The organism is Streptomyces sp. NBC_01267, from assembly GCF_036241575.1.
GTDB lineage: Bacteria > Actinomycetota > Actinomycetes > Streptomycetales > Streptomycetaceae > Streptomyces.
Genome location: NZ_CP108455.1, coordinates 6,423,539 through 6,448,443, shown reverse-complemented (window position 1 = coordinate 6,448,443; position 24,905 = coordinate 6,423,539). Strand labels below are relative to the sequence as shown.

Genomic DNA, 24,905 nt, shown 5'->3' with positions numbered 1-24,905 from the left:
ACGGGTGTCCTGACGGATCAGCCCTTTCCGGCGGTAGCGATCCGGCCGGCGTAGCGCTGCGTCCAGGTGGTGTCGGTGTCGACGGTGACGACCACGTCGTAACGGCCCTCCTGCGTCGGCCACATGACGACCTTCGTCTTGCCGTGGGCCACGGTGACCTTCTGGGTCCGGCCGAGGTAGTCGTTGGCGGTGAGCGTGTAGTGCACCGGCTTGGTGCCGTCGTTGTGCAGCGTGAGTCTCACCTGCGCCTCGCGCTTGGCGCCCTCACTCCTCAGCAGGTCGACCTCCGCGCGCGGGAGCCCACCGCCCTTGTTGCCGGCGGGCGCGACCTGGCCGGCGAAGGAGCGGACGAAGCCGTCGTTGGAGTAGATCGAGAAGGCGTACTTTCCGTCGGTGGCCTTGGTGTCCCAGGTGTGGTCGCGCGGCTTGCGCGCGGTGACGGTGTACGGCGTGTTGGAGAACGCCTGGTACTTGTCGGGGAACACCTGGAAGCTCAGGGCCTTGTCGTTCGGGCCGCCGGTCAGCGTCATCCGCGCAGTGACCGTCCCCGATGCGTGGTCCTCCGAGAGCGTCGCGTGCGGATGGAAGCTCAGCGGGCGGGGCTTCATGTGGTCGGCGGCGACCGGCTGCGCGTGCTCGGCGAGCGGGTCCGGGAAGTCGGCCGGTCCGGGTTGCGGGTGGGTGAAGTCGAGTGCGCTGGTCAGATCGCCCGCGATCGAGCGCCGCCAGTCGCTGATGTTGGGGCAGCGGAACGGCTTGCCGAGGTGGGCCGCCCACGTCTCCAGGAACGTGATCGTCGAGGTGTGGTCGAACACCTCCGAGGCGACGTACCCGCCGCGGGTCCACGGCGAGACCAGCAGCATCGGTACCCGCGCACCGAGGCCGAGCGGGTAGTCACCGGCGTACTCGCGGGCCGTGCCCGGCTCGGGCCACGGCGGCAGCACGTGGTCGAACTTCCCGTCGTTCTCGTCGTAGTTGAGAATGAAGAGGGTGTGGTTCCAGATGTCGGGGTTGCTCTGCAGGCTGTCGAGCACCTTCTTGACGTAGCGCTCGCCGTGCCGGGTGTCCGCGCCCGGGTGCTCGGACCAGCCGTACGGCGCCACGAGCCAGGAGACCGCCGGCAGGGGGTGTTCCGCACCCGGCTGGCAGGCGTCATGGAAGTTCTTGAGGACCGCGTCGAGGTTCTCGTCGGAGTCGTCGTCCGGCGTGGTGGCGCCCGCGTAGTACGTGGCGTTGGCACGCCAGATCAGCCCGGTGCCGGGCTTCAGCTTCGGGTCGTCGGCGCTCAGTCCCTCCGGCTCGAACCCCTTGAAGTACTTCAGCTCGTTGTCGCCGTAGTCGCCGATCCAGGAGCTGATGTACCCCTGCCGCCCGTTGCCGCTGTTGTCGGAGTAGAGCCGCCAGTCGATGCCGGCCTGCTGGAGCTGCTCGGCCACCGTGATCCAGGAACGGGAGTAGTTGGACTCATCGGTGTTGCCGGTCTCGCTGTTGGCGGTGCCGCTCCACAGGTACTTCCGGTTGGGGTCGGTCGGCCCGAATTCAGAGCAGAAGTTCTGGTCGGCGACGGTGTACTGGGCGGCGACGGAGTGGTAGAAGCCCATGTAGTCGTCGCTGTGGTAGTTCATGCAACTGGCGCCGCTGTGCTGCGCCCACAGATCCCACTTGCGATGCTCGACGTCGCCCCAGGCTCCGTGGTCGTTGCCCCAGGCGCCGTCATCGGCCTGCGGGGTGACGATCGTGCCGTCGCTGTTCTTCTGCTGGAAGACGGTGGTGCCGTCCTGGAAGCGCAGCGCCTGCTTGTCGTTGAAGCCGCGTATGCCGGGGAACGTGCCGAAGTAGTGGTCGAAGGACCGGTTCTCCTGCATGAGGATCACCACATGCTTCAGGTCCGATATATCGCCCTTGAAGCCCTTCGGTACGACATACCTCGGCTGCTTCGGAGCGGCGTACGCGCCGCCCGCGCCGGCGGTCGCGCCGAACACCAGCGCCCCGGCGGCGATCCCGCCGCCCTGGAGGAACCGGCGACGGGAGGCGCCGGTGGCCGTGTCGGTCTTGTCGCCGAGCCCGGACTCGGGTGCCGGAGTGATCGGATCGGGGTCCATGGAAAGCTCCTCGCGCAGATAAGCACAGGTATGCATAGGTATGCACAGATAGGGACGGGTACCGCAGCCTGCTCATCGAAGCGAGTGAACACCAACTCCGTGTAAACACCAACCAAACGGTGATCAGGCTGATCAACTTCAGGCTTGCCAGCTTCTGCTGCCCTTATCCCGGCAATCGAACCCGCCTTGCGGCGCCGGGACATCGACATGCGACACGGTTCCGTCGGCCTCGGGCGGCGTGGGTTCCGGCAACCTCAAATGAAGCTCTGAATCTGCCGCCCGGTGGATTCACCGCGCCCCTCCGGGGTCATCAGCCCCGCACGGGCCGGAACCGCGGGGGCGGCGGAGGGGGACACCATGGGGCAGCTGGGGATCGGCATCGGATGGCGGCCGGAGATCGCCGGGGCGGTGGAGGGGCTGCCCGGGATCGACTGGGTCGAGGTGGTCGCGGAGAACATCTGCCCCGGTCATCTCCCCGACTCGCTGCGGCGACTGCGCGAGCGCGGGGTGACCGTGGTGCCGCACGGGGTGTCACTGGGCATCGGCGGCGCCGGGCGGCCCGCCGATGACCGGCTGGACGCGCTGGCCGAGCGGGCCCTGTTCCTGGGATCGCCGCTGGTCACCGAGCACCTCGCGTTCGTCAGGGCCGGGGGTCCGCTGACCGCGTCCACCGAGCTGGAAGCGGGACATCTGCTACCGGTCCCCCGTACCTGGGACGCGCTGCACGTGCTGTGCGAGAACGTCCGCATCGCCCAGGACTCGCTGCCCGTCCCGCTCGCCCTGGAGAACATCGCCGCGCTGATCTCCTGGCCGGGCGAGGAGCTGACGGAGGGCCAGTTCCTGGCCGAGCTGGTGGAGCGTACCGGCGTCCGCCTGCTGATCGACGTGGCCAACCTCCACACCAACCACGTCAACCGCGGCGAGGACCCGGCGACCGCCCTGGACGAGCTGCCGGTGGAGGCCATCGCGTACGTCCATGTCGCGGGCGGTGTGGAGAAGGACGGCGTCTGGCACGACACCCACGCCCACCCGGTGACCGGGCCGGTCCTGGACGTACTGGCGCAGCTCCGCGCCCGGGTGGACCCGCCCGGCGTGCTGCTGGAGCGGGACGACGACTTCCCGCCGGCGGAGGCACTGGCGGGTGAACTGGACGCGATCCGGAGGACTCTGACGGTCCGGCACCTCACGGCCGACGCCGGGCGGACCCCCCGGGCCCCCTCCCCCGCTCCGCGCCCGCCCGCGGCCCCGACGACGTCCGACACCACCCGCACCCGTCAGCGGCTCGCCCTGGCCGAGACCTCCTTGCTGTCCGCGCTGGTCGCGGGTACCCCCGCGCCCGAGGGGTTCGACGCCGGCCGGCTCGGCGTCCAGAGCCGGTCCCTGGCCGCCAAGCGCGCCGATGTCGTGTCGAAGGTCGCCCCGGAGCTGCCCGTCCTGCTCGGCACCGGCTACCGGAGCGCGTTCCTCGCGTATGCCAAGTCCCGTCCGATGAGCGGCGGTTACCGCCGTGACGCGCTGGACTTCGCCGAGCAGCTGCTCCGCTCGGGGCAGCCCGCCGATGCCGCCGCCCGGCGCCGCCTCAGCCTCTGGTGGCAGGACCGGGCGGCCCCGCACCCCCCGACCAGGGCCGGCCGCATCGCGCGCGCGGTGCGCACCCGGTTCAGGGGCCGTCCCGCGCATCGGGGTCAATGAGTCCGACACCGTCGGACGGTCCTTTACAACGCCAACTACCGCACCAAGTATCCCTTTTGTTCAGTAGCCGCACGAAGGGACACCGATGAAGGCAGTCGCGCTGTACGGAACCGCCGGGGTTCTGGTCCTGTCCGGCCTGTCCGCGCTGGGCGCCGCGCCGCCGGGCGACGTCGGTACGGACACCGCCGCCACCGCCGAGGCCGCGGGCACCGCGGTCGCCGCCGCGCGGGCGGCGGCGACCGGGATCACCTTCGGCGCCTGCCCGAAGCCGGAGGGGCTGCCCGCCGCCGTGAAGTGCGGCACCGTGCGGGTCCCGCTGGACTACGCGGACCCCTACGGGAAACAGATCTCCCTGACCGTCAGTCACGCGCACGCCACCGGCAAGCCCGCCGACCGCCAGGGCGCCCTGATCTACAACCCCGGCGGCCCCGGCGCCTCCAGCATGTACTTCCCGATGGCGACCGCCGTCCCCGCGTGGAAGCCGCTCGCCGCCGCCTACGACCTGGTGGGCTACGCCCCGCGCGGGGTCGGCCGCTCGGCGCCGCTGTCCTGCGAGGATCCCGCCACGAACGCCGAGGAACCGACAGCGGCGCCGATCCATCCCTCGGAAGCGTTCAAGCGGAAGAAGATCGCGCAGGCGAAGGCGTACGCGGCGGGCTGCGCCCGCAAGGCGGGCCCGGCGCTGCGGCAGTACAACTCGCTGAACAACGCACGGGACCTGGACGTCCTGCGGGCGGCGCTCGGCGAGCGGAAGATCACCTTCATGGGCGCGTCCTACGGCACCTACTTCGGCGCGCTGTACGCGACGCTCTTCCCCTCGCACGTCCGCCGGATGGTCTTCGACTCGGCGGTCGACCCGGACCCCCAGCAGATCTGGTACGGCAACAACCTCGCGCAGTCGCTCGCGTTCGAGAGCCGGTGGGCGGACTTCCGTACCTGGGTGGCGAAGCACGACAAGACGTACCACCTGGGCGCCAACGAGTCGGATGTGCTGGCCAGTTACGAGACGGCGCGCGCCCGGCTCACGGACAAGCCCGCGGGCTCCACCGTCGGTCCCGCGCAGCTTCAGGCCGCGTATCTCCAGGCGGGCTACTACGACGACGTGTGGCCGGCCGACGCCTACGCGCTCTCGCAGTACCTGAAGGGCAACGCGAAGCCGTTGATCAAGCTGGCCGCACCGGACCGCGCGGCAGCGAAGGAGAACGAGAACGGCACCGCCGTCTACACGGCGGTCGAGTGCAACGACGCCCCCTGGCCGACGGACTGGCGGGTCTGGGACGCCGACAACACCGCGCTCGCCCGGCGGGCGCCGTTCGAGACGTGGGACAACGCCTGGATGAATCTGCCGTGCGCCTACTGGCAGGCACCGCAGCAGCAGCCGCTCGACGTCCGTACCGCGGAGGGCGCGCTGCCCCCGACGCTGATCCTGGCCGCCGAGCGGGACGCGGCCACCCCGTACCCGGGGGCGCTCGAACTCCAGCGGAGGCTTCGGGGGTCGGTGCTGGTCACCGAGCGGGACGCGGGTACGCACGGCATCGGCGGTGGCCGCAACACGTGCGTCAACAGGTACCTGGACGACTATCTGCTGACGGGACGGACGCCGGTGCGGCGCGCTTCGTGCGCGCCGCACCCGCAACCGGACCCGGTGTCGCTGGAGAAGCGGACGCTGCCGCAGCCGCGGCCCGCTCTCTGATCTTCCGGGTCATGGAGAGCCGGGTTCACCCCGGGGCTCGTCCGGCCGGTCGGTCGGCCGGACAGCTCCTAGGCGAGCCCGGCCACCAGATCGGCGACCGACTTGCGCCGGCCGGTGTAGAAGGGGACCTCCTCGCGTACGTGCATACGCGTCTCGGAGCCCCGCAGGTGACGCATCAGGTCGACGATGCGGTACAGCTCGTCGGCCTCGAAGGCCAGCAGCCACTCGTAGTCACCGAGCGAGAACGAGGCGACGGTGTTGGCGCGTACGTCCGGGAAGCCCCGGGCCATCTTCCCGTGCTCCGCGAGCATCCTGCGACGGTCCTCGTCGGGCAGCAGGTACCAGTCGTAGGAGCGGACGAAGGGGTAGACCGAGACGTAGTCGCGGGGCGTCTCGTCGGCGAGGAACGCCGGGATGTGCGACTTGTTGAACTCGGCGGGGCGGTGCAGCGCCATGTTCGACCAGACCGGCACCAGCGCCCGGCCGAGGCGGGTGCGGCGGAAGAGGTTGTACGCGGACTGGAGCTCGTCCGCGGTCTCCGCGTGCCACCAGACCATCACGTCGGCGTCCGCGCGCAGCCCGGAGACGTCGTACGTGCCGCGGACGGTGATGTCCTTGGCCGCGAGCTGGTCGAACAGCTCCTGGACCTCGTCGGCGACAGCCGTGCGGTCCGTGTCGCCGGGCAGCACGTCGCGCAGCTTGAAGACGGACCACAGCGTGTAGCGCACGACCTCGTTGAGGTCCTTGGCCTTCTTGCCCGCGTTCGGGGCCTTGGGGGACTTCACGGTCTCCGGAGCATCAGTCATGCGGCTATTGTCCCGCGCCGCTCGCGGTGCCCGACGCCAGGGTTGCTGTGATCTCGTTCGCAGCCCGCTCGGCGCTCGCGATGCAGGCCGGAATGCCCACACCGTCGTAGGCCGCACCGCAGATCCGCAGGGACGGCAGCCCGGCGACGGCGTCCCGCACGCGAGCGACCCGGGCCAAGTGCCCGACCGGGTACTGCGGCAGCCCGTCGATCCACCGGGTCACCACGGTGGCCACCGGCTTCGCGGTGAGTCCGGTCGCCTCGCCCAGGTCGCTCAGCGACAGGTCGACCAGGTCCGCGTCCTCACGGTGCAGATGTTCCTCGTCGCCGTAGCGCCCGAGCGAGGTGCGCAGCACGGCCAGCTCCGGGTCGGCGTCGGACCAGGCCCACTTCTGGCTGGAGAAGGTGGACGCCTTGATGGTGTGGCCGTCCACGGGCGGTACGAGGAAGCCGGAACCCTCGGGGAGGTCCAGCTCCGTACGGCGGAAGGCGAGGGTCACCAGCGACATCGAGGCGTACTCGACGGCGGCCAGCTCGGTGGAGGCGGCCGGTGACTCGTCGGCGAGCAGCGCGGACGCGGCCCAGGCAGGGACCGCGAGGACCACGGCGTCGGCGTCGAGTGGGCCCTCGTCGGTACGCAGCCGCCAGCCCCCCTCCGTACGCCTCAGCTCGTGCACCTGCTGGTGCAGCCGGATGTCACCGCCGCGGGCGCGGACCGCGTCGGCGACGGCGAGCGGGAGGGTGCCGATGCCGCCGTCGATTCCCATGAAGACCGGTGCCGTCGAGGGTGTGGCCCGCTGCTGCAGGGCGCGCACCGCGGCGCCGAGGGTGGCGTGTTCGCGTGCCGCCGCGTGGAGCGCGGGAACCGCGGCCCGCATGGAGGTGCGGTAGACGTCGCCCGCGTAGACGCCGCCGAGCAGCGGTTCGACGAGGCGGTCGACGACCTCGCGGCCCATCCGGGCGGCCACGTACGTACCGAGTGCGATGTCCTCGCCGACCTCGGTGGGCGGCAGTTCGCTGTCCTGGCCGATGCGGCGCAGGCCCTCGGTGGAGAGGACGTCGCCGAGCCCGGCGGCGTCGGCGGGGACGCCCATCACATGGCCCTTGGGCATCGGCGTCAGCACGCCCCGGTTCCAGAGGCGGGCGCTGCTGGTGGCGGGCGGCTGGAGCGCCGCGTCGAGACCCACCTCACGGGCCAGGGCCACGGCTTCGGGGCGACGGGCGAGCATCGATTCGGCGCCGAGGTCGACGCGTACGCCTTCGATCTCGCCCGCGTGGAGCTTGCCGCCGACCCGGCCCGAGCCTTCCAGGACCGTCACCCGGGCTCCGGTGGCGAGCAGCCGGTGCGCTGCGGCGAGACCCGAGATCCCGCCTCCGATGACGACGACATGAGCCGTACGCGTGTCCGCATTCATGCCCCTACTCTCTCAAACCCGTTCCGAGGCCCGAACGTGACCGCTTCGGAACCGCAATCGGGCAACCCGCCAGGCCTCCCCGGACGTCAAACCGTCACCGTCCAGCGTCATGTCCCCGGGGGGAACGTCCATGCGTGCAGCCAGAGCCCTTGCGGCTCTCCTTCTCACCACATCGGTCGCCGTCGCTGGGTGCGGCGCGGCCGGTGACAGTGGCGGCAAGTCGGCCGCCGCCGCCCACCCCGCCGTGCAGCCGGCCGAAGGCAGTGGCGCCGCCGGTTCGGGCTCCGGGTCGGGTTCGGGTTCCGGTTCCGCGTCCGCTGCGAAGCAGTCGGGCGGCAAGGCACCGTCGGCCGTGCAGAACAAGATCGTCCGAACCGCCGAACTCACCGTGGAGGTCAAGGACACCGAGAAGGCCCTCGACCACGCCCGCACCGCGGCCGAGGACGCCGGAGGCTTCGTCGGAAGCGAGTCCACCGAACGGACCGCGGACGGCCTGGTGCGCTCGACCCTCGTGCTGCGCGTCCCGCAGAGCGCGTACGACGAGGTCCTGGCCGGACTCCAGGGCTCGGGCAAGCTGCTCGACCGCAAGGCGGACGCCAAGGACGTCACCAGCGATGTCGTCGATGTCGAGAGCCGGATCGCCTCGCAGCGAGCGAGCGTGGCCCGCGTCCGCACCCTGATGAAGCAGGCGTCCCAGCTCAGTGACGTGGTCTCGCTGGAGGGTGAACTGAGCACGCGGGAAGCCGCGTTGGAGTCGCTGCTGGCCGAGCAGGCGTCGCTCAAGGACCGCACCGACCTGGCGACCATCACCCTGCGGCTGTCCGAACCCGCGGCCCCGCAGGACGACAGCGGGAAGACGGCGGAGAAGGACGGCGGCCCGTCCTTCCTGGGCGCCCTGGCCGGCGGCTGGGACGCGTTCGTGGCGGTGGTCAGGTGGATCGCGATCGTGATCGCCGCGGTGGCTCCGTTCGCCGCCGCGGCCGCGCTGGGTTTCGCGGTCTGGCGGCTGCTGCGCCGGAGGCTTCCGGAGCGGGGCGCCTGGCGCCCCGTGTCGTGGGGGAAGGCGCCGTGGCGGAAGGTGTCGCCGCAGAGGGCGCCGTCGGGGCAGATGCCGACCGGGCAGGTGTCGCCGGGAGAGGTAGCGCCGCCCGCACACGTACCGTCCCAGGAGGAAGCGCGGCACGAGCAGGAGTGACCCGATCGGTACGGGAGGAACGCAATGGCAGCGGAACGACTGGTGGTCATCGGCGGTGACGCGGCGGGCATGTCCGCCGCGTCCCAGGCCCGCAGGCTCAAGGGCCCTGCGGAGCTGGGGATCACCGTCTTCGAGCGCGGCCACTTCACGTCCTTCTCCGCGTGCGGAATTCCGTACTGGGTGGGCGGTGAGGTCGGCGAGCGGGACGACCTGATCGCCCGGACACCCGAGGAACACCGCGCCCGCGCCATCGACCTGCGGATGCGCACCGAGGTGACGGAGATCGACGTCGCCGGACGACGGGTGCACGCCCGCGACCTGGAAACCGGCGACGGCGCCTGGACCCCGTACGACAAGCTCGTCGTCGCCACGGGCGCCCGGCCGGTGCGGCCCCCGCTGCCCGGCATCGACGCGCCTGGGGTGCACGGGGTGCAGACGCTCGACGACGGCCAGTCCCTCATCGACGACCTGCACCGGACCGAGGGCGGCCGGGCGGTGATCGTCGGCGCGGGGTACATCGGCGTGGAGATGGCCGAGGCGCTGCTGCACCGCGGCTACCAGGTGACCGTCCTGACGCGCGGCGCCCAGCCGATGGCCACCCTCGACCCGGACATGGGGCGGCTCGTCCACCGGGCGATGGACGGCCTGGGCATCACCACCGTGACCGGGGCCGAGGTCACCGGCATCCGCACGGACGCCGACGGCCGGGTACGGGCGGTCGTCACCGACGCGGCCGAGTACCCGGCGGACGTCGTGGTCCTGGGCATCGGCGTGGAGCCGCAGACCGCGCTCGCGGGCGCGGCGGGGCTCCCGCTGGGCGCGTACGGCGGGCTGCTCACCGATCTGTCGATGCGGGTACGCGGTCACGACAACATCTGGGCGGGCGGCGACTGCGTCGAGGTGCTCGACCTGGTCGCGGGCCGGATGCGGCACATCGCGCTCGGCACCCACGCCAACAAGCAGGGCCAGGTCATCGGTTCGAACGTGGGCGGCGGGTACGGGACGTTCCCCGGGGTCGTCGGTACCGCGGTGAGCAAGGTCTGCGATCTGGAGATCGCCAGGACCGGGCTGCGCGAGAAGGACGCGCGTGCGGCCGGACTGCAGTTCGTCACCGCGACGATCGAGTCGACGAACAGCGCGGGCTACTACCCCGGCGCGGCGCTGATGACGGTGAAGATGCTCGCCGAGCGGCGCTCCGGGAAGCTGCTCGGTGTGCAGATCGTGGGGCGTGAGGGCGCGGCGAAGCGGGTGGACATCGCGGCGGTGGCACTCACCGCGGGGATGACGGTGGAACAGATGGTCTCGCTCGACCTGGGGTACGCGCCGCCGTTCTCACCGGTGTGGGATCCGGTGCTCGTCGCCGCGCGCAAGACGGTGGCGGCGGTGCGGAAGGCGGGCCTGTAGGCCTGCGCCCGGCCTGCGGCGGGTTCGTATGGTCGAGCCCGCCGCCGGCCGGGGTGTGTCAGCGCTCCGTGCGGGTGTGGACGTACTCCACCAGGCGGCTCAGCGCGTCCGGGTCGGTCGTGGGCGGGACCCCGTGGCCGAGGTTGAAGATGTGGCCCTCCAGCCCTGCGGCTGCGGCCAGCACCTCGTCCGTCTTGGCCTCCACGGCCTCCGGCGTGGCGAAGAGCACGGCCGGGTCCAGGTTGCCCTGGAGCGCGCGGCCGGGGCCCACGCGGCGGGCCGCCTCGTCCAGCGGGACCCGCCAGTCGACGCCCACGACGTCCGCGCCCGCCTCGCCCATCAGCCCGAGCAGTTCGCCCGTGCCGACACCGAAGTGGATGCGCGGGACCCCGTACGGGGCGACCGCGTCGAAGACCTTCGCCGACGCGGACATCACCGAGCGCCGGTAGTCGGCGGGGGCCAGCGCGCCCACCCATGAGTCGAAGAGCTGGACGGCGCTCGCGCCCGCCTCGATCTGGATCTTGAGGAAGGCGGCGGTGATCTCGGCGAGCCGGTCGAGGAGGTCGGCCCACAGCTGCGGGTCGCCGTACATCAGGGCCTTGGTGTGCTCGTGGTTACGGGAGGGGCCGCCCTCGATGAGGTAGCTCGCGAGCGTGAACGGCGCACCCGCGAAGCCGATGAGCGGGGTGGACCCCAGCTCCGCGGTCAGCAGGCCCATCGCCTCGGTGACGTACCAGACGTCCGTCGGCTCCAGATCGCGCAGCTGCGCGAGATCGGCGCGGGTACGGATAGGCCGGGCGATGACGGGACCGACGCCCGGCTTGATGTCGAGGTCGATCCCGATGGCCTTGAGCGGTACGACGATGTCGCTGAAGTAGACGGCGGCGTCCACCTTGTGGCGGCGCACCGGCTGGAGCGTGATCTCGGTGACCAGGTCGGGCCGCATGCACGAGTCCAGCATCGCCGTCCCCTCGCGCACCTTCTTGTACTCGGGGAGTGAGCGTCCGGCTTGCCGCATGAACCAGACCGGCGTGTGCGGAACCGGCTCGCGTCGGCACGCCTTGAGGAAAGCCGAGTCTGCGGCGGGATTTGTCTGCTTCTGGGCGCCCGTGGGGCGGTCGTTGGCACTCACGTCGAGAAGTTTCGCATGTGCGGGGGAAGCGGTTGCCCCGGGCCGGGTGTCCTTCCCTGCACGGGAGGCTCGTTCCGCCTAGTGTTCCCCGCATGGCTGCGGCTCAGGGACGATTTTCAGATGGCGCTGACGGTACGAACAGTGCGGAGACGGACTCCGTCCCGCCCGCGTTCCGGGAGGCGGTCGAGGCGTTGCAGTCGGCCCGTCTGCGGCCGGAGATGGAGATCGACCCGACCAAGGCCCCACGCCGCCTCGCTCCGTACGCGTACGCCCTGGAGGCCGCGGTCGTCGAGAACGACAACGATCTGGCGGACGGCAGGCTCGTCCTGCTCCACGACCCTGCCGGGCACGACGCCTGGCAGGGTTCCTTCCGGCTGGTGACGCTCGTACGGGCGGAGCTGGAGCCGGAGATGGCAGCGGACCCGCTGCTGCCCGAGGTCAGCTGGTCCTGGCTGACGGGCGCGCTGCACGGGCGCGGGCTGTCGTACGGGGAGCCGAGCGGCACGGTGACCCGCGCGGGTTCGCACTACTTCGGCGGCCTCGCGGAGCGCAAACCGGCGACGCAGATCGAGATCCGGGCCTCCTGGACACCGAGCGAAGGCCGGGGCGGGGTGCCCGACACCGCGGCGCATCTGGCCGCCTGGTGCGATCTGCTGTGCCAGATCGCGGGGCTGCCGCCGGTCGGCCCGCCGGACGCCGCGGTGGTCTCCCTGCCGCAGCGGCGCGGACCCCGGGTGCAGTAACCGTGCGGGCGTCTTCTCCGCACGCGCGGCACCGGGCACGCGTCACGGGTCACGGGCCACCGCGGAGAGCGCCGCGAGCCGCAGCAAGGCTGTCATACGGCAACAAATCCGGCGCAGATGAAGCCGCAATTGGGCCACGAACAGAACCTCCGCGGACACGACCATCTTTCGAATGATCGAGCGCGCGTCCTATTTGCCCGAATTGTTACTCACTAAATCGTGATCATTCTCTAAAGCCGGGCGGGTTTGCTGCCGAAGAAGTCTGTGACCCTTCAAGCACGGTTCGCCCCGGCTCCTTCCCCCGGCCGGCACCGTTCCGCACCTTCCCAGGAGGCCTGGTGTCCGTTCTCCTCGAGCAGCCCGCAAGCCTGGTCGCCTACCGCCCGAACAAGCCGACGGCCATGGTCGTCGTGGCCGACCCGCGCGTCCGCTCCACCGTCACCCGCCATCTGTGGGCGCTCGGAGTCCGTGACGTCATCGAGGCGTCGTCCATCGCGGAGGCCCGTCCCCGCGTCGGTAAACCACGTGACATCTGCGTGGCCGACGTCCACCTGCCCGACGGTTCCGGGCTGACCTTGTTGTCCGAAACCCGGGCCGCAGGCTGGCCCAACGGCCTGGCACTCTCCGCCGCCGACGACATCGGCGCCGTACGCAACGCCCTCGCGGGCGGCGTCAAGGGATATGTCGTCACCGGCACCCGTAACAACGTCGGTCACCCGACCCGGCCCGGCGCCGCACCCATCGGCGCCGCCCGGATGCAGCGCCGCCCCCCGGGCACCCCGAGCCACCCGGGTGGTTACCGCGAGCTCTCCGGCCGCGAGGTCGAAGTGCTGCGGCTGGTCGCCGAAGGTCAGTCCAACAAGGCCATCGGTGTCTCCATGGGGCTCTCCGCCCTGACCGTGAAGAGCCACCTCGCCCGGATCGCGCGCAAGCTCGGCACGGGCGACCGGGCCGGAATGGTCGCGGTGGCCCTCCGTACCGGAATCATCCACTGACTCAAATACGCCCCCTCAGCACCCGTCGACGGATCGTTCCGTCGACGGGTGCTGTGTGTTCACCGATACCCTTGACGAGTGACCGACGCTCAAGAGACCGCAGCAGAGACAGCACTGCGAACCACCGGGGGCGCTCCCCCGGACGACGTCGAACAGGCGCCGATTCCCTTGCTGGAGCCCCGCGAGGGCATTCCTCCGGTGATTGCCACCGATGAAGCACTGGCCGATGTCGTCGCGGCCTTCGCGGCGGGCACCGGCCCGGTGGCCGTCGACGCCGAGCGGGCGTCCGGCTACCGCTACGGGCAGCGCGCCTATCTCGTGCAGCTGCGCCGCGAGGGCGCGGGCAGCGCACTGATCGACCCGGTCGGCTGCCCCGATCTCTCCGGCCTCGGCGCGGCCGTCGCCGACGCCGAGTGGGTGCTGCACGCCGCGACCCAGGACCTTCCGTGTCTGCGGGAAATAGGCATGGTTCCCACCCGGATCTTCGACACGGAGCTGGCCGGACGGCTGGCCGGGTTCCCCCGGGTCGGCCTCGGCGCGATGGTGGAGAGCGTCCTGGGCTTCACTCTGGAGAAGGGGCACTCCGCGGTCGACTGGTCGACCCGCCCGCTGCCCGAGCCGTGGCTGCGCTACGCCGCGCTCGATGTCGAGTTGCTGGTGGATCTGCGGGACGCGCTGGAGAAGGAGCTCGACCGGCAGGGCAAGCTGGGCTGGGCGATGGAGGAGTTCGACGCCATCGCGTCGGCGCCGCCCGCGCCGCCCCGCAAGGACCCGTGGCGCCGCACCTCCGGGATGCACAAGGTCCGCAGGCGCCGTCAGATGGCCGTCGTACGGGAGCTCTGGACCGCCCGCGACAAGATCGCGCAACGGCGTGACGTGTCGCCGGGGAAGGTGCTCGGCGACGGCGCGATCGTCGAGGCGGCCCTCGCTCTCCCGGTGAACGTCCAGGGGCTGACGGCGCTGACCGGATTCGGTCACCGCATGGGCAAGCGTCAGCTCGAACAGTGGCAGGCGGCGGTCGACCGGGCGAAGGCGCTCCCCGACATCGAGCTCCCGCAGCCCGGCCAGCAGGTGGCGGGGCCGCCGCCGCCCCGCGCCTGGGCGGACAAGAACCCGGCAGCCGCGGCCCGTCTCTCCGCGGCCCGTGCGGCCGTGTCGGCTCTCGCCGAAGAGCTGAACATGCCCCAGGAGAACCTGATGACGCCGGACACCGTGCGCCGGGTCTGCTGGGAGCCGCCCCGGGAGCGGACGGAGGACAAGATCTCAGCCGTTCTTTCGGAGCTGGGCGCCCGGCGCTGGCAGGTCGAGCAGGTGGCGCCGCTGCTGGTGAGCGCGCTTCAGGACGCTCCGCAGCAGAGCTGACGAACCGGGCCTGCGGCGCCGTCGCCGCAGGCCCGAAGTCCCGGACCGCATCCCTCACACACTGCACCGGCTCCGGGCCGTGGGCCGTACCGGGCTCGTTCGGCAACGCTTCCTTGCGATCATTGATTGACATGTGCACGCCATCGAATGACGGCCGGGGGCGGCGGGCCGATGCCGCTCACGGGCACGGCCCGGCGGGCGACGGCGCCACTGGACGGCGCTCCGCGCCCATGTGACCTTCGACGCTCCCGCCCCAAGGACTGGGCAGCATGGTTACCCGTGGGTAGCATGACCTTGTGCAGCGCGCCCCGGCGTGCCCGCGCAGCAGCAGTGCCACCCCGCACCCTGGAGGAGAGCCATCGTGCCTCGTACCATCCGGGACGTCGTCTTCGTCGACGGCGTCCGCACCCCGTTCGGCAAGGCGGGCCCCAAGGGCATCTACCACGAGACCCGCGCCGACGATCTCGTCGTGAAGGCGATCCGGGAGCTGCTGCGCCGCAACCCGGATCTGGACCCCGCGAAGATCGACGAGGTGGCCATCGCGGCGACCACGCAGATCGGCGACCAGGGGCTCACCCTGGGCCGTACCGCGGGCATCCTCGCCGGGCTGCCGCAGTCCGTTCCCGGCTTCTCGGTCGACCGGATGTGCGCGGGCGCGATGACCGCCGTGACGGCGACCGCGGGCTCGATCGCCTTCGGCGCGTACGACATCGTCCTCGCGGGCGGCGTCGAGCACATGGGGCGCCACCCCATGGGTGAGGGCGTCGACCCGAACCCCCGGTTCGTCTCCGAGAAACTGGTCGACGAGTCCGCCCTGTTCATGGGCATGACCGCGGAGAACCTGCACGACCGCTACCCCACGATCACCAAGCAGCGCGCCGACGAGTACGCCGTGCGCTCGCAGGAGAAGGCCGCCAAGGCGTACGCCAACGGCAAGATCCAGCAGGACCTGGTGCCGGTCTCCGTACGCCGCACCAACCCGGAGGCCGGGGAGACCGGTTGGGGTCTGGCCACCGCCGACGAGCCGATGCGCCCCGGTACCACTCTGGAGTCGCTCGCCGGTCTCAAGACTCCGTTCCGTGCGCACGGCCGGGTCACGGCCGGGAACGCCGCCGGCCTCAACGACGGTGCCACCGCGTCGCTCCTCGCGTCCGAGGAGACCGCGCGCGAGCTGGGCCTGCCGGTCAGGATGCGGCTCGTCTCGTACGCCTACGCGGGCGTCGAGCCCGAGGTGATGGGTTACGGCCCGATCCCGTCGACCGAGAAGGCGCTCGCCAAGGCGGGGCTGTCCATCGACGACATCGGCCTCTTCGAGATCAACGAGGCGTTCGCGGTCCAGGTGCTGGCGTTCCTGGAGCACTACGGCATCGCCGACGACGACGCCCGCGTCAACCAGTACGGCGGCGCGATCGCCTTCGGCCACCCCCTCGCGTCCTCCGGTGTGCGTCTGATGACGCAGCTGGCGCGGCAGTTCGAGGAGCAGCCGCACGTCCGCTACGGCCTGACCACCATGTGTGTCGGCTTCGGCATGGGCGCCTCGGTCATCTGGGAGAACCCTCACTTCGACACCACTGCCGGAGGCACCAAGTGAGCACCACCACCTCTGAGCTCCTGAAGGGCGCGGCCGAGCTGTTCCCCGGCGAGGTCGTCACCCAGGCGCACGTACGCCACCTCGATCTGCCGGGCGGCGCGGGCAGGTTCGCCCTGATCACGCTCGACAACGGCCTGGACCACACCAAGCCGACGACCTTCGGACCGCAGTCGCTGGCGAATCTCGACACCGCCGTCGACCAGGTCGAGAAGGAGGCCGCCGAAGGAGCGATCGTCGGTGTCGGCATCACCGGCAAGCCGTTCATCTTCGCGGTCGGCGCCGACCTCAAGGGCGTCGAGCTGCTGACGAACCACGCGGACGCGCTCGCCATCGGCAAGGGCGGCCACGAGGTCTTCAAGCGGCTGTCCGGACTCGCGGTGCCCACCTTCGCGTACTACAACGGCGCGGCCATGGGCGGCGGGGTGGAGGTCGGTCTGCACTGCGCGTACCGCACGGTGTCCGCGTCCCTGCCCGCCTTCTCGCTGCCCGAGGTCTTCCTGGGTCTCGTACCGGGCTGGGGCGGCTGTGTACTGCTGCCGAACCTGATCGGTGCGGACCGCGCGGTCTCGGTCATCATCGAGAACTCCCTCAACCAGAACCGCCAGTTGAAGGGCAAGCAGGTCCACGAGCTCGGGATCGCCGACGCGATCTTTGAGGGCGCCGACTTCCTGGAGCAGTCGCTGATCTGGACCTCCGCCGTCCTGCGGGGCGAGATCGAGGTCGTACGTCCGGAGATCGACCGCGGCGATGCCTGGGACCAGGCCGTCGCCCGCGGCAAGGCGATCGCCGACTCCAAGGTGCACGGCGCCGCCCCGGCCGCGTACCGCGCGCTGGACATCATCGGGGCCGCCAGGAACGGTGACCTGCAGCAGGGCTTCGACGCCGAGGACCAGGCACTCGCGGACCTGATCATGGGCGGCGAGCTGCGCTCCGGGATCTACGCCTTCAACCTGGTGCAGAAGCGCGCCAAGCGCCCGGCCGGCGCCCCGGACAAGAACCTGACCCGCCCGGTCACCAAGGTCGGCGTGGTCGGCGCCGGGCTGATGGCCTCGCAGCTGGCGCTGCTCTTCCTGCGCCGCCTGGAGGTCCCGGTCGTCCTCACCGACATCGACCAGGAGCGTGTCGACAAGGGTGTGGGCTATGTGCACGCCGAGATCGACAAGCTGCTGCTGAAGTCCCGCATCAACCAGGACAAGGCGAACCGTCTGAAGGCCCTGGTCTCCGGTGTGCTCGACAAGGCCGAGGGCTTCTCGGACGCCGACTTCGTCATCGAGGCGGTCTTCGAGGAGATCGGCGTCAAGCAGCAGGTGTTCGCCGAGGTCGAGGCGGTCGCTCCGGCGCACGCGATCCTCGCCACCAACACCTCCTCGCTCTCGGTGTCCGAGATGGCGTCGAAGCTGAAGCACCCCGAGCGGGTCGTCGGCTTCCACTTCTTCAACCCGGTCGCGATCCTCCCGCTGCTGGAGATCGTGCGCGGCGAGCAGACCGACGACGCCGCGCTGGCCACGGCCTTCGGTGTCGCGCGGAAGCTGAAGAAGACCGCGGTACTGGTGAAGGACGCCCCGGCGTTCGTCGTCAACCGCATCCTCACCCGCTTCATGGGCGAGATCCAGAACGTCATCGACGAGGGCACCCCGGTCGCGGTCGCCGAGAAGGCCGTGGAGCCCCTCGGCCTGCCGATGTCCCCGCTGGTGCTGCTGGAGCTGGTCGGCCCGGCCATCGGTCTGCACGTCTCCGAGACCCTGCACCGCGCCTTCCCCGAGCGCTTCACGGTCTCCGGGAACCTGGCCGCCGTGGTCGAGGCGGGCAAGCGCGGCTTCTACGTCTACGATTCCGGCAAGCCGGAGCTGGACCCGGAGGTCGCCGCTCTCCTCAAGCAGGGCGATTCGGTCCTCTCCGAGGAGCAGACCCGCGACCGGGTCCTGGACGCGGTGGCGCAGGAGATCGGCCTGATGCTGGACGAGGGTGTCGTGGCAGAGGCGCAGGACATCGACCTCTGCCTGATCACCGGTGCGGGCTGGCCCTTCCACCTGGGCGGCATCACCCCGTACCTGGACCGCGAAGGTGTCTCGGAGCGGGTGAACGGCAAGAAGTTCCTGGCGCAGGGCGTGGCGAGCGTCCCGGCGTAACCTGTCCGACCGAGGCGAAGGCGCCCGTCCGCACCCCTGGACCTGTCCGGGTGCGGGCGGGCGTTCGTCGCTCCCCACAGGGTCAGGAACGGCAGGCACGGAAGCAATGGTGGACAACGGGAGGCGCGGCGTCAGCCGCAGGACGCTGCTGATCGCGGGCGGAGCCGGGGCCGCGGCGGTCGCCACGGGCGGTGTGCTGGCCACCACCCGGGACCCGCGCCCGCCGGTGTCACATCTGCGGAAGCGGCGCGCGGCGGGGGACTTCGTCATCGCGTCACCGTCGCGCGTGCTCGGCCGCACCGCCCTGTACGACACCACGGGCGCCCAGTCCTTCGCCTTCGACGACGCCCACGGCCATCTCTACACGGTCCAGCAGGTGCAGGACGGTCTGCGGCTGCCCGGCGAACCGCGGGCCGTCCGGTACGCCGACCGGCTCCGCCGTGGTGACATGTGCGTATCGAAACTGTCGCTGGCAGGGGCACTTCTCGGCCATATGTATCTGCGTGGGTTCGGGCACGGGATATCCATGGGCGTCGAACCCTCCGGAGCCGGGGTCCAGCTGTGGGTGGAGTCCCGGGCGCACCCGGAGACCGGGTACGGGCGCGCGGTGGCGCGGGTGCCGTTCACCGACGGCACGGTGCTCGACAGCGATTCGCCCGCCGTACGCCATCACACCCCGCTGCCGGGGACCGTGCGCAACCATCCCGCGCTGGATCTCGTGGGCCGCCGGGTGCTGATCAGCCACTGGGCGGGCAAGCACCACCGTTACGCGGTCTACGGCATGGACGACTTCCTCGCGGGACGCTACGAGCCCCTGTACACGATGCGCGAGACGGCCCGTCACAAGGGCGAAGCCCTTCAGGGCTGCGCTCTCCATGGGGACTACATCTACCAACTCACCGGAAATCCCTACACCGATGGGAGCGGGAGCAATCCTCCCGAATCCGGGGGAAATACTTTTGCCTCCGCCATCGCCCTCGGAACCGGAAAGACAGCGGGCCGCCGGCGGATCACCGCCGCCCCTTCCCTCCCATTCCGCGAGCCGGAGGGAATAGCCGTCCAGCTCTCGCCGACCCCCCGGCTGTGCACGGGTTTCTCGACGAAGACAGCCGGACGCAGAGAGCTGAGTGTGTACGGCTTCACGGAATGACCGCACCGCGTGTCATCAGTAACACGTAATCAGCGACCGTTGATCAGCGTTACGTGATCGACCGATCACCTTGCGTGGCGTTCCGGTGAAATCCCCCACGGGAGATCACGTCCCAGCAATGACCGCATAACTGTTGCGCATCCAGATGCGGAGGATTTCACTTTTCTCTCATTGAAAGTTCACTCAAGAGCACATCAATGACTAAGATGCACCGGGTACTTCACACATTCCCCACAGCTTTCGCTGCCTGCCCGCCCCAACCGTGCGCAGCCGCCGATGTGATGAGGCCCCGCACCACCAGCACGACACCCCCCCCAACGCCGGCCGAACGCCGGGCATCGCACGACGCCGCGTCGAAGGAGGGCCTCACCGGCCATGGGCAAGCAACACCGTCAGGCTCTGCTGGGGATTCTCATATCGACCGCGCTGGTGGCCTCCTTCGTGGCCATGATGGCGGCCGTGGTGATCCCGTCACTGCCGCTCTTCGTGGGCGCCGCGGCCGTCAGCTATCTGGCGGACCTGCTCCTGCACACCGCCCAGTCGTCGACGCTGGACCGGCTGAGGGACTCACGGTTCGGCCTCACCATGCGGTTCCTGATCCGGCAGTTCCTGCTGCTGGCGCTGTGCGGCTCGATCGCCGACATCGACTCGTTCGTCGTGAAGATCACCACGGTGGGGCTGCTGCTGCTCTTCGTTCTCCAACTGGCGTACGGCGGTGTGCTGAAGCATGTGCGCAGCACCAGGGCCGCCCTGCCCTTCACCACCCGCGGCCTCGATCTGGACGCGCTGGACATCCGGCGCATGCCCCATCCGTTCCTGATGTCCAAGCATGTCCGCAAGATGCTGCACCTCGATCTCCCGCTGGTGGGCGGTGCGCTGGCCACGATGGCCACCGACGACTGGCGGTACGTGAGCTTCGGCGGAATCATCACCGTCTGGGTCGCCTGTGTGGCACTGCTCGTCGTCATGCCCGGTGCGCGGAACGCACTCGTCCTGCCCTCCGCCGACGAGGCCATCGACGAACTGAACCGTCAGCTCACCGTCTACCGGCCGCAGGTCGCCCTCTACTTCACCTTCGCCGCGGTCTCCCGTGACTTCATGTACCAGGTGAACATGTGGCTGGAGTCGCTGGAATCGCTGGATCTGCGGCCGATCATCGTGCTGCGCGAGCGGGCCACTCTGCGGTTCCTGGACGCCACTTCGGTCCCGGTGATCTGTCTGCCCAAGGCCGAGTACCTGGCGCGCGTGGAGATGCCCGAGCTGCGGGTGACGCTGTACCCGGGCAACGCGGGCAAGAACGTCCACATGCTCCAGCGGGCCGAGGTGAAGCACGTGTTCATCGGGCACGGCGACAGCGACAAGCTGGCCAGCAGCAACCGCGTCAGCAAGGTCTTCGACGAGATCTGGGTGGCCGGACGGGCCGGACGCGACCGCTACGAACGCATCAAGCACGCCGTCAACGCCCACGAGATCGTCGAGGTGGGACGTCCTCAGCTGATGCCCCTGCACCGGTGGACGGGCGCGGTCAGCAACAAGATCCCCACCGTGGTCTACGCCCCCACCTGGGAGGGCTGGACCGACGACGCCTGCTACACCTCGGTCATTCCGGCCGGTGAGAAGCTGGTCCGCACCCTGCTCGCGCACGAGCGGCAGATCCGGGTCATCTACAAACCGCACCCGCTGACCGGCACCCGCTCCCCCGCCGCCGCGGCGGCGCACCGGCGCATCATCTCTCTGCTGCAGGCGGACAACGCCGAGCGGTTCGGCCGCAAGCTCATGGACTCCAGGAGTTCGGCCCGCAAGCTGGCCCGTATCGACCAGCGCATCGCGCAGCTGTCGGAGCGCGGCGTCCGGTCCAAGTTCCCCGATCTCACCGAGGAGGAGCGCACCGCGCGCATCCGCCGCAGCCGCAACCAGGCGGGCGCCCTGTACTGGAGCGCCATCCCGGACGAGGCACACCATGTGGTGACCGAGCGGGTGCCGTCGCTGTACGAGTGCTTCAACCACTCCGACCTGCTGATCGGTGACATGTCCAGTGTGGTCTCGGACTTCGTGGCGACCCGCAAGCCGTACGCGATCTTCAACCTGGACGGTCTCCCTGACGACGAGTTCAGGAACGAGCAGCGCACCGCGTACGCGTCCTACCTCCTCGACGCGGAGTGCAACGGCCTCGACGAAGCGCTGCACGCGCTGCTCTTCCCGGAACGCGACGTGATGGCGCCGTACCGCGAGCAGCTGAAGGAGTATCTGCTCGGCCCCGACTACCCGCCGTCCATCGTGCGGTTCAACGACGCGGCGAACAGTCTCTACGCCCGGGGGCTCCAGGACTTCCCGGTCGAGTACCCGGAAGTGCCGCAGCTCATGGCGTAACGACCCGCACACCCCGGTCACCCAGCAGGAGGCAGGAACCCTTGTCCCAGCACGCATCACGCCGTCGCACCGTCGCTGTCGTCCTCGCCGGTGGCACCGGGGAGCGGGTCGGACTGTCGATCCCCAAGCAGTTACTGAAGATCGCGGGGAAGTCGATCCTCGAACACACCCTGTGGGCCTTCGAGAACGCTCCCGACGTCGACGACGTACTCGTCATGATGGCCCCCGACCACACCGCGGCGGCCGAGCGGATCGTCGCGCGGGCCGGGCTGCGCAAGGTGGTGAAGGTCGTGGCGGGCGGCGCGACGCGCAGTGCGACGACGCGCCTCGCGATCGAGGCGGCCGGAGCGCTTCCCACCGCGGGCGAGGACTGCAACCTGCTGCTCCACGACGCGGTGCGCCCGCTGGTCTCGCAGCGCGTGATCAAGGAGTGCGTCGGGGCGCTGGACCGCTACCGGGCCGTCGACGTCGCGATCCCCTCGTCGGACACGGTCGTCGTCACCCGTACCCACGGCGGTGACGGGGAGTTCGTGACCGCGATCCCCGACCGTTCACGGCTGCGTCGCGGACAGACCCCGCAGGGCTTCCGGCTCTCGACCATCCGCCGGGCCCACGAACTGGCCGCGGCCGACCCGGCCTTCCACGCGACCGACGACTGCGCGGTCGTGCTGACCTATCTGCCGGACGTCCCCGTCCATGTGGTGCGGGGCGACGAGTCCAATACGAAGGTCACCGACCCCGTCGACGTGTTCATCGCCGACAAGCTCTTCCAGCTGGCCACCTCGACCACCCCCGACGAGGGCAGCGAGGAGTTCTACCGGGAGCGCCTGGCGGGCAGGACCCTGCTGGTCTTCGGCGGCTCCTACGGCATCGGCGCCGACATCGCCCGGCTCGCCGAGGGGTACGGTGCCCGGGTCCACGCGCTGGGCCGCTCCACCACGGGCACCCATGTCGAGCGGCCCGACCAGGTCGACGACGCGTTCGCGCGCGCCTACGCCGAGACCGGGCGCATCGACTACGTGGTGAACACCGCCGGGGTCCTGCGCATCGGCCGGCTCGACGAGACCGGCGACGACGCCGTCCGCGAGGCGTTCGAGGTCAACTACCTCGCGCCGGTGAACATCGCCCGCACCGCGTTCAAGTACCTCAGCGAATCGCGCGGACAACTACTGCTGTTCACCTCCAGCAGCTACACGCGCGGGCGGGCCGAGTACAGCCTCTACTCCTCGACCAAGGCCGCCATGGTCAATCTGACCCAGGCGCTCGCCGACGAATGGGCGGCCGACGGGGTGCGGGTCAACTGCGTCAACCCGGAACGCACCGCTACCCCCATGCGCACCAGGGCCTTCGGCCAGGAACCCGAGGGTTCGCTGCTCACCTCGGAGTCGGTCGCCCGCAGTTCGCTGGACGTGCTGCTCTCCGGGATGACGGGCCATGTCATCGACGTACGCCGGCAGGACCCGACGGCCGGAGCCGACGGGCGGGCCTGGTGAACGCCGGGCCGGCGCACGCCGGTGACCTCCCGGACGTCACGGTCGTCGTGCGGGCGAGCGACCACGCCGCCACCCTCCCTGCGTGCCTCGACTCGCTCGCCCGGCAGACGATCGGCGCCCACCGGCTGGAGGTGATCGCGATCGACGACGGTTCGCTCGACGACAGCGGTCCCCTGCTCGCCCGCGCCACCCGGACCTTCCCCGGACGGCTCCGTACCGGTCAGCAGCCCCGGGGCATGGGGCCCGCGGCGGCCCGCAACCTCGGTCTGAGCCGCGCGACGGGACGGTACGTCATCTTCCTGGAGGGCGCGGACCGGCTGGCGCACGACGCCCTCGACCGGATGGTCGCGGCGGCTGACCGCAGCGAGGCCGATGTGGTGCTCGGCAAACCGGAGAGCACCGGGCGGCACTCGGTGGCGACGTCGATGTTCCGGACGGACCAGGACCACGCCGACCTCTACCGCTCGCGGGTCTACTGGTCACTCACCCCGGACAAGCTGTTCCGGACCGCCCTGGTGCGGCGGTGCGGGCTGCAGTTCCCCACCGACATGGTCATCGGTGACGACCAGGCCTTCACCGCGGCGGCCTATGTCGCCGCTCGGAACATCGCCGTGGTGGCGGACCGCACCTGTGTGCTCAAGGGGCCGTCGGCCGCGGCCCCGGTGACACCGGTACAGCGGGTGGCGCTGGCCGCCCGGATGATGGCGCTGGTCACCGCACTCGTACCGGCCGGGCCGGAGCAGGACCGGCTGCTCTCCCGCCATCTGGAGGCCGAACTGGGACGAGCCACCGGCCCGCTGCTGCTCGCCACGGACGATCCGGCGGAGCGGGAGCGGATCGCGCGGGCCGCGTCGGACGTGCTGCGCGCCCGGCTCACCCCGGGGGCGCTGGCGCTCCTCGCCCGGCCGCTGGCCGTCCGTCTGGCGCTCCTGTCGTCCGGCCGGTTCGCCGAGGCCGAGCAGATGGCCGGGTACGAGGCGCAGAAGCCGCCCGCGCCGAAGAAGACGGTGGAGAACGGCCGGGTCTACACGACTCTGCCGTTCTTCCGGGACCCGAGGACGCCGCTGCCCGACGCGTTGTTCGACATCACGGACAGGATGACGGTGACCCACCGGCTGACCCGGCTCCGGTGGGCGGACGCGGTCCTGTGCCTCGACGGGTTCGCCTTCTTCGAGCAGCTCTCCACGCGCGACCGGGCCACTCATGTGGTGTTCCGCGAGCCGGTGACGGGGGCCGAGGCGCGGGTCCCGGTGACCGCGCGCCGGGACGAGGAGCTGGTCAACGCCAAGGGGAAGAGCCGGGCCATGGGGCGTTTCTCGGCCCGCGCCGACCTGGCCGGGCTCTGCGGCGGGCAGCCACCCGCCCCTGGTGTCTGGGAGGTCTGGCTGTCGGTGAGTTTCGAGGGCGTCACCCAAGAGGTACGGCTGGGCCGCAAGCGCTCCGCCGACGTGGACGTCACCGGCCGGCTGCCGGTGGTCGTCGCGCCCTCGCCGCACTCCCCGGACCACGAACTGGCCGCCACCCTCTTCTACACGCCCGAAGGTGACCTCTCGCTCCAGCTCGCCGAGCGGCGTCCGCTGCCCGTGGCGCGGTGAACGGCCCTGTCCGGGGACGGACCGCCCGGTCCGTCCCCG

At 70.7% G+C, this 24,905-nt stretch carries 17 protein-coding genes; 13 read left to right on the top strand and 4 right to left on the bottom strand.

Going from position 1 to position 24,905, the window contains the following annotated elements; genetic code table 11:
- Positions 1–17 precede the first annotated feature (17 nt).
- Complete coding sequence (locus OG709_RS28875; RefSeq protein ID WP_250305652.1) at positions 18–2,102, bottom strand: alkaline phosphatase family protein; 2,085 nt, start codon at positions 2,100–2,102, stop codon at positions 18–20.
- A 357-nt stretch (positions 2,103–2,459) separates the two neighbouring features.
- Here OG709_RS28875 and OG709_RS28870 point away from each other — a divergent pair, with 357 nt between their 5' ends.
- Entirely contained in the window at positions 2,460–3,794 is a 1,335-nt protein-coding gene (locus OG709_RS28870; protein WP_329168122.1) for a DUF692 domain-containing protein, read from the top strand.
- Positions 3,795–3,879: 85 nt separating this feature from the next.
- Complete coding sequence (locus tag OG709_RS28865) at positions 3,880–5,487, top strand: alpha/beta hydrolase (RefSeq protein WP_329168120.1); 1,608 nt, start codon at positions 3,880–3,882, stop codon at positions 5,485–5,487.
- Positions 5,488–5,555: 68 nt separating this feature from the next.
- Here the strand turns inward: OG709_RS28865 and hemQ are convergent, their stop codons facing one another.
- Both hemQ and hemG read right to left on the bottom strand, forming a co-directional pair.
- Complete coding sequence (gene hemQ / locus OG709_RS28860; protein WP_266640206.1) at positions 5,556–6,293, bottom strand: hydrogen peroxide-dependent heme synthase; 738 nt, start codon at positions 6,291–6,293, stop codon at positions 5,556–5,558.
- Between the two features lie 4 nt (positions 6,294–6,297).
- Positions 6,298–7,707, bottom strand: a complete 1,410-nt coding sequence (hemG, locus tag OG709_RS28855) for a protoporphyrinogen oxidase (RefSeq protein WP_266640208.1) — start codon at positions 7,705–7,707, stop codon at positions 6,298–6,300.
- 130 nt (positions 7,708–7,837) lie between these two features.
- On the opposite strand from hemG, the gene OG709_RS28850 reads away from it, so the two are divergent.
- Positions 7,838–8,902: a DUF4349 domain-containing protein gene (locus OG709_RS28850; RefSeq protein ID WP_266640210.1), complete on the top strand. Its 1,065-nt coding sequence runs from the start codon at positions 7,838–7,840 to the stop codon at positions 8,900–8,902.
- A gap of 24 nt (positions 8,903–8,926) precedes the next feature.
- On the top strand, positions 8,927–10,306 hold the full coding sequence (locus OG709_RS28845) for an FAD-dependent oxidoreductase (RefSeq protein ID WP_329168117.1): 1,380 nt from the start codon (positions 8,927–8,929) through the stop codon (positions 10,304–10,306).
- Between the two features lie 58 nt (positions 10,307–10,364).
- Here OG709_RS28845 and hemE read toward each other — a convergent pair whose 3' ends face one another.
- Positions 10,365–11,438, bottom strand: coding sequence for a uroporphyrinogen decarboxylase (hemE, locus tag OG709_RS28840; RefSeq protein WP_326693791.1), 1,074 nt, complete (start codon positions 11,436–11,438; stop codon positions 10,365–10,367).
- A 92-nt stretch (positions 11,439–11,530) separates the two neighbouring features.
- Between hemE and OG709_RS28835 the strand changes: the two genes are divergently transcribed.
- The 9 genes from OG709_RS28835 to OG709_RS28795 all read left to right on the top strand — a co-directional run bounded on the left by OG709_RS28835 (position 11,531) and on the right by OG709_RS28795 (position 24,866).
- The gene (locus OG709_RS28835) at positions 11,531–12,181 is read left to right on the top strand and encodes a DUF3000 domain-containing protein (protein ID WP_250305660.1); all 651 of its coding nucleotides are present in this window, start codon (positions 11,531–11,533) and stop codon (positions 12,179–12,181) included.
- Positions 12,182–12,519: 338 nt separating this feature from the next.
- Entirely contained in the window at positions 12,520–13,176 is a 657-nt protein-coding gene (locus OG709_RS28830; protein ID WP_250305661.1) for a response regulator transcription factor, read from the top strand.
- 78 nt (positions 13,177–13,254) lie between these two features.
- Positions 13,255–14,538 (top strand): ribonuclease D, encoded by a 1,284-nt coding sequence (locus OG709_RS28825; RefSeq protein WP_250305662.1) that lies wholly within the window; start codon positions 13,255–13,257, stop codon positions 14,536–14,538.
- Positions 14,539–14,899: 361 nt separating this feature from the next.
- Positions 14,900–16,129 carry a thiolase family protein gene (locus OG709_RS28820; RefSeq protein WP_250305663.1) on the top strand — a complete coding sequence of 410 codons (1,230 nt, stop codon included), beginning with the start codon at positions 14,900–14,902 and terminating at the stop codon, positions 16,127–16,129.
- Entirely contained in the window at positions 16,126–18,258 is a 2,133-nt protein-coding gene (locus tag OG709_RS28815) for a 3-hydroxyacyl-CoA dehydrogenase NAD-binding domain-containing protein (protein WP_266640214.1), read from the top strand. Before OG709_RS28820 ends, OG709_RS28815 begins: the two co-directional genes overlap by 4 nt.
- Before the next feature lie 106 nt (positions 18,259–18,364).
- The gene (locus OG709_RS28810; protein ID WP_250305665.1) at positions 18,365–19,408 is read left to right on the top strand and encodes a phage baseplate protein; all 1,044 of its coding nucleotides are present in this window, start codon (positions 18,365–18,367) and stop codon (positions 19,406–19,408) included.
- A gap of 375 nt (positions 19,409–19,783) precedes the next feature.
- Positions 19,784–21,778, top strand: coding sequence for a hypothetical protein (locus tag OG709_RS28805; protein ID WP_250305666.1), 1,995 nt, complete (start codon positions 19,784–19,786; stop codon positions 21,776–21,778).
- A gap of 41 nt (positions 21,779–21,819) precedes the next feature.
- Positions 21,820–23,271: a bifunctional cytidylyltransferase/SDR family oxidoreductase gene (locus OG709_RS28800; RefSeq protein WP_329168113.1), complete on the top strand. Its 1,452-nt coding sequence runs from the start codon at positions 21,820–21,822 to the stop codon at positions 23,269–23,271.
- Positions 23,268–24,866: a glycosyltransferase family 2 protein gene (locus OG709_RS28795; protein ID WP_329168112.1), complete on the top strand. Its 1,599-nt coding sequence runs from the start codon at positions 23,268–23,270 to the stop codon at positions 24,864–24,866. Before OG709_RS28800 ends, OG709_RS28795 begins: the two co-directional genes overlap by 4 nt.
- Positions 24,867–24,905: the final 39 nt, after the last annotated feature.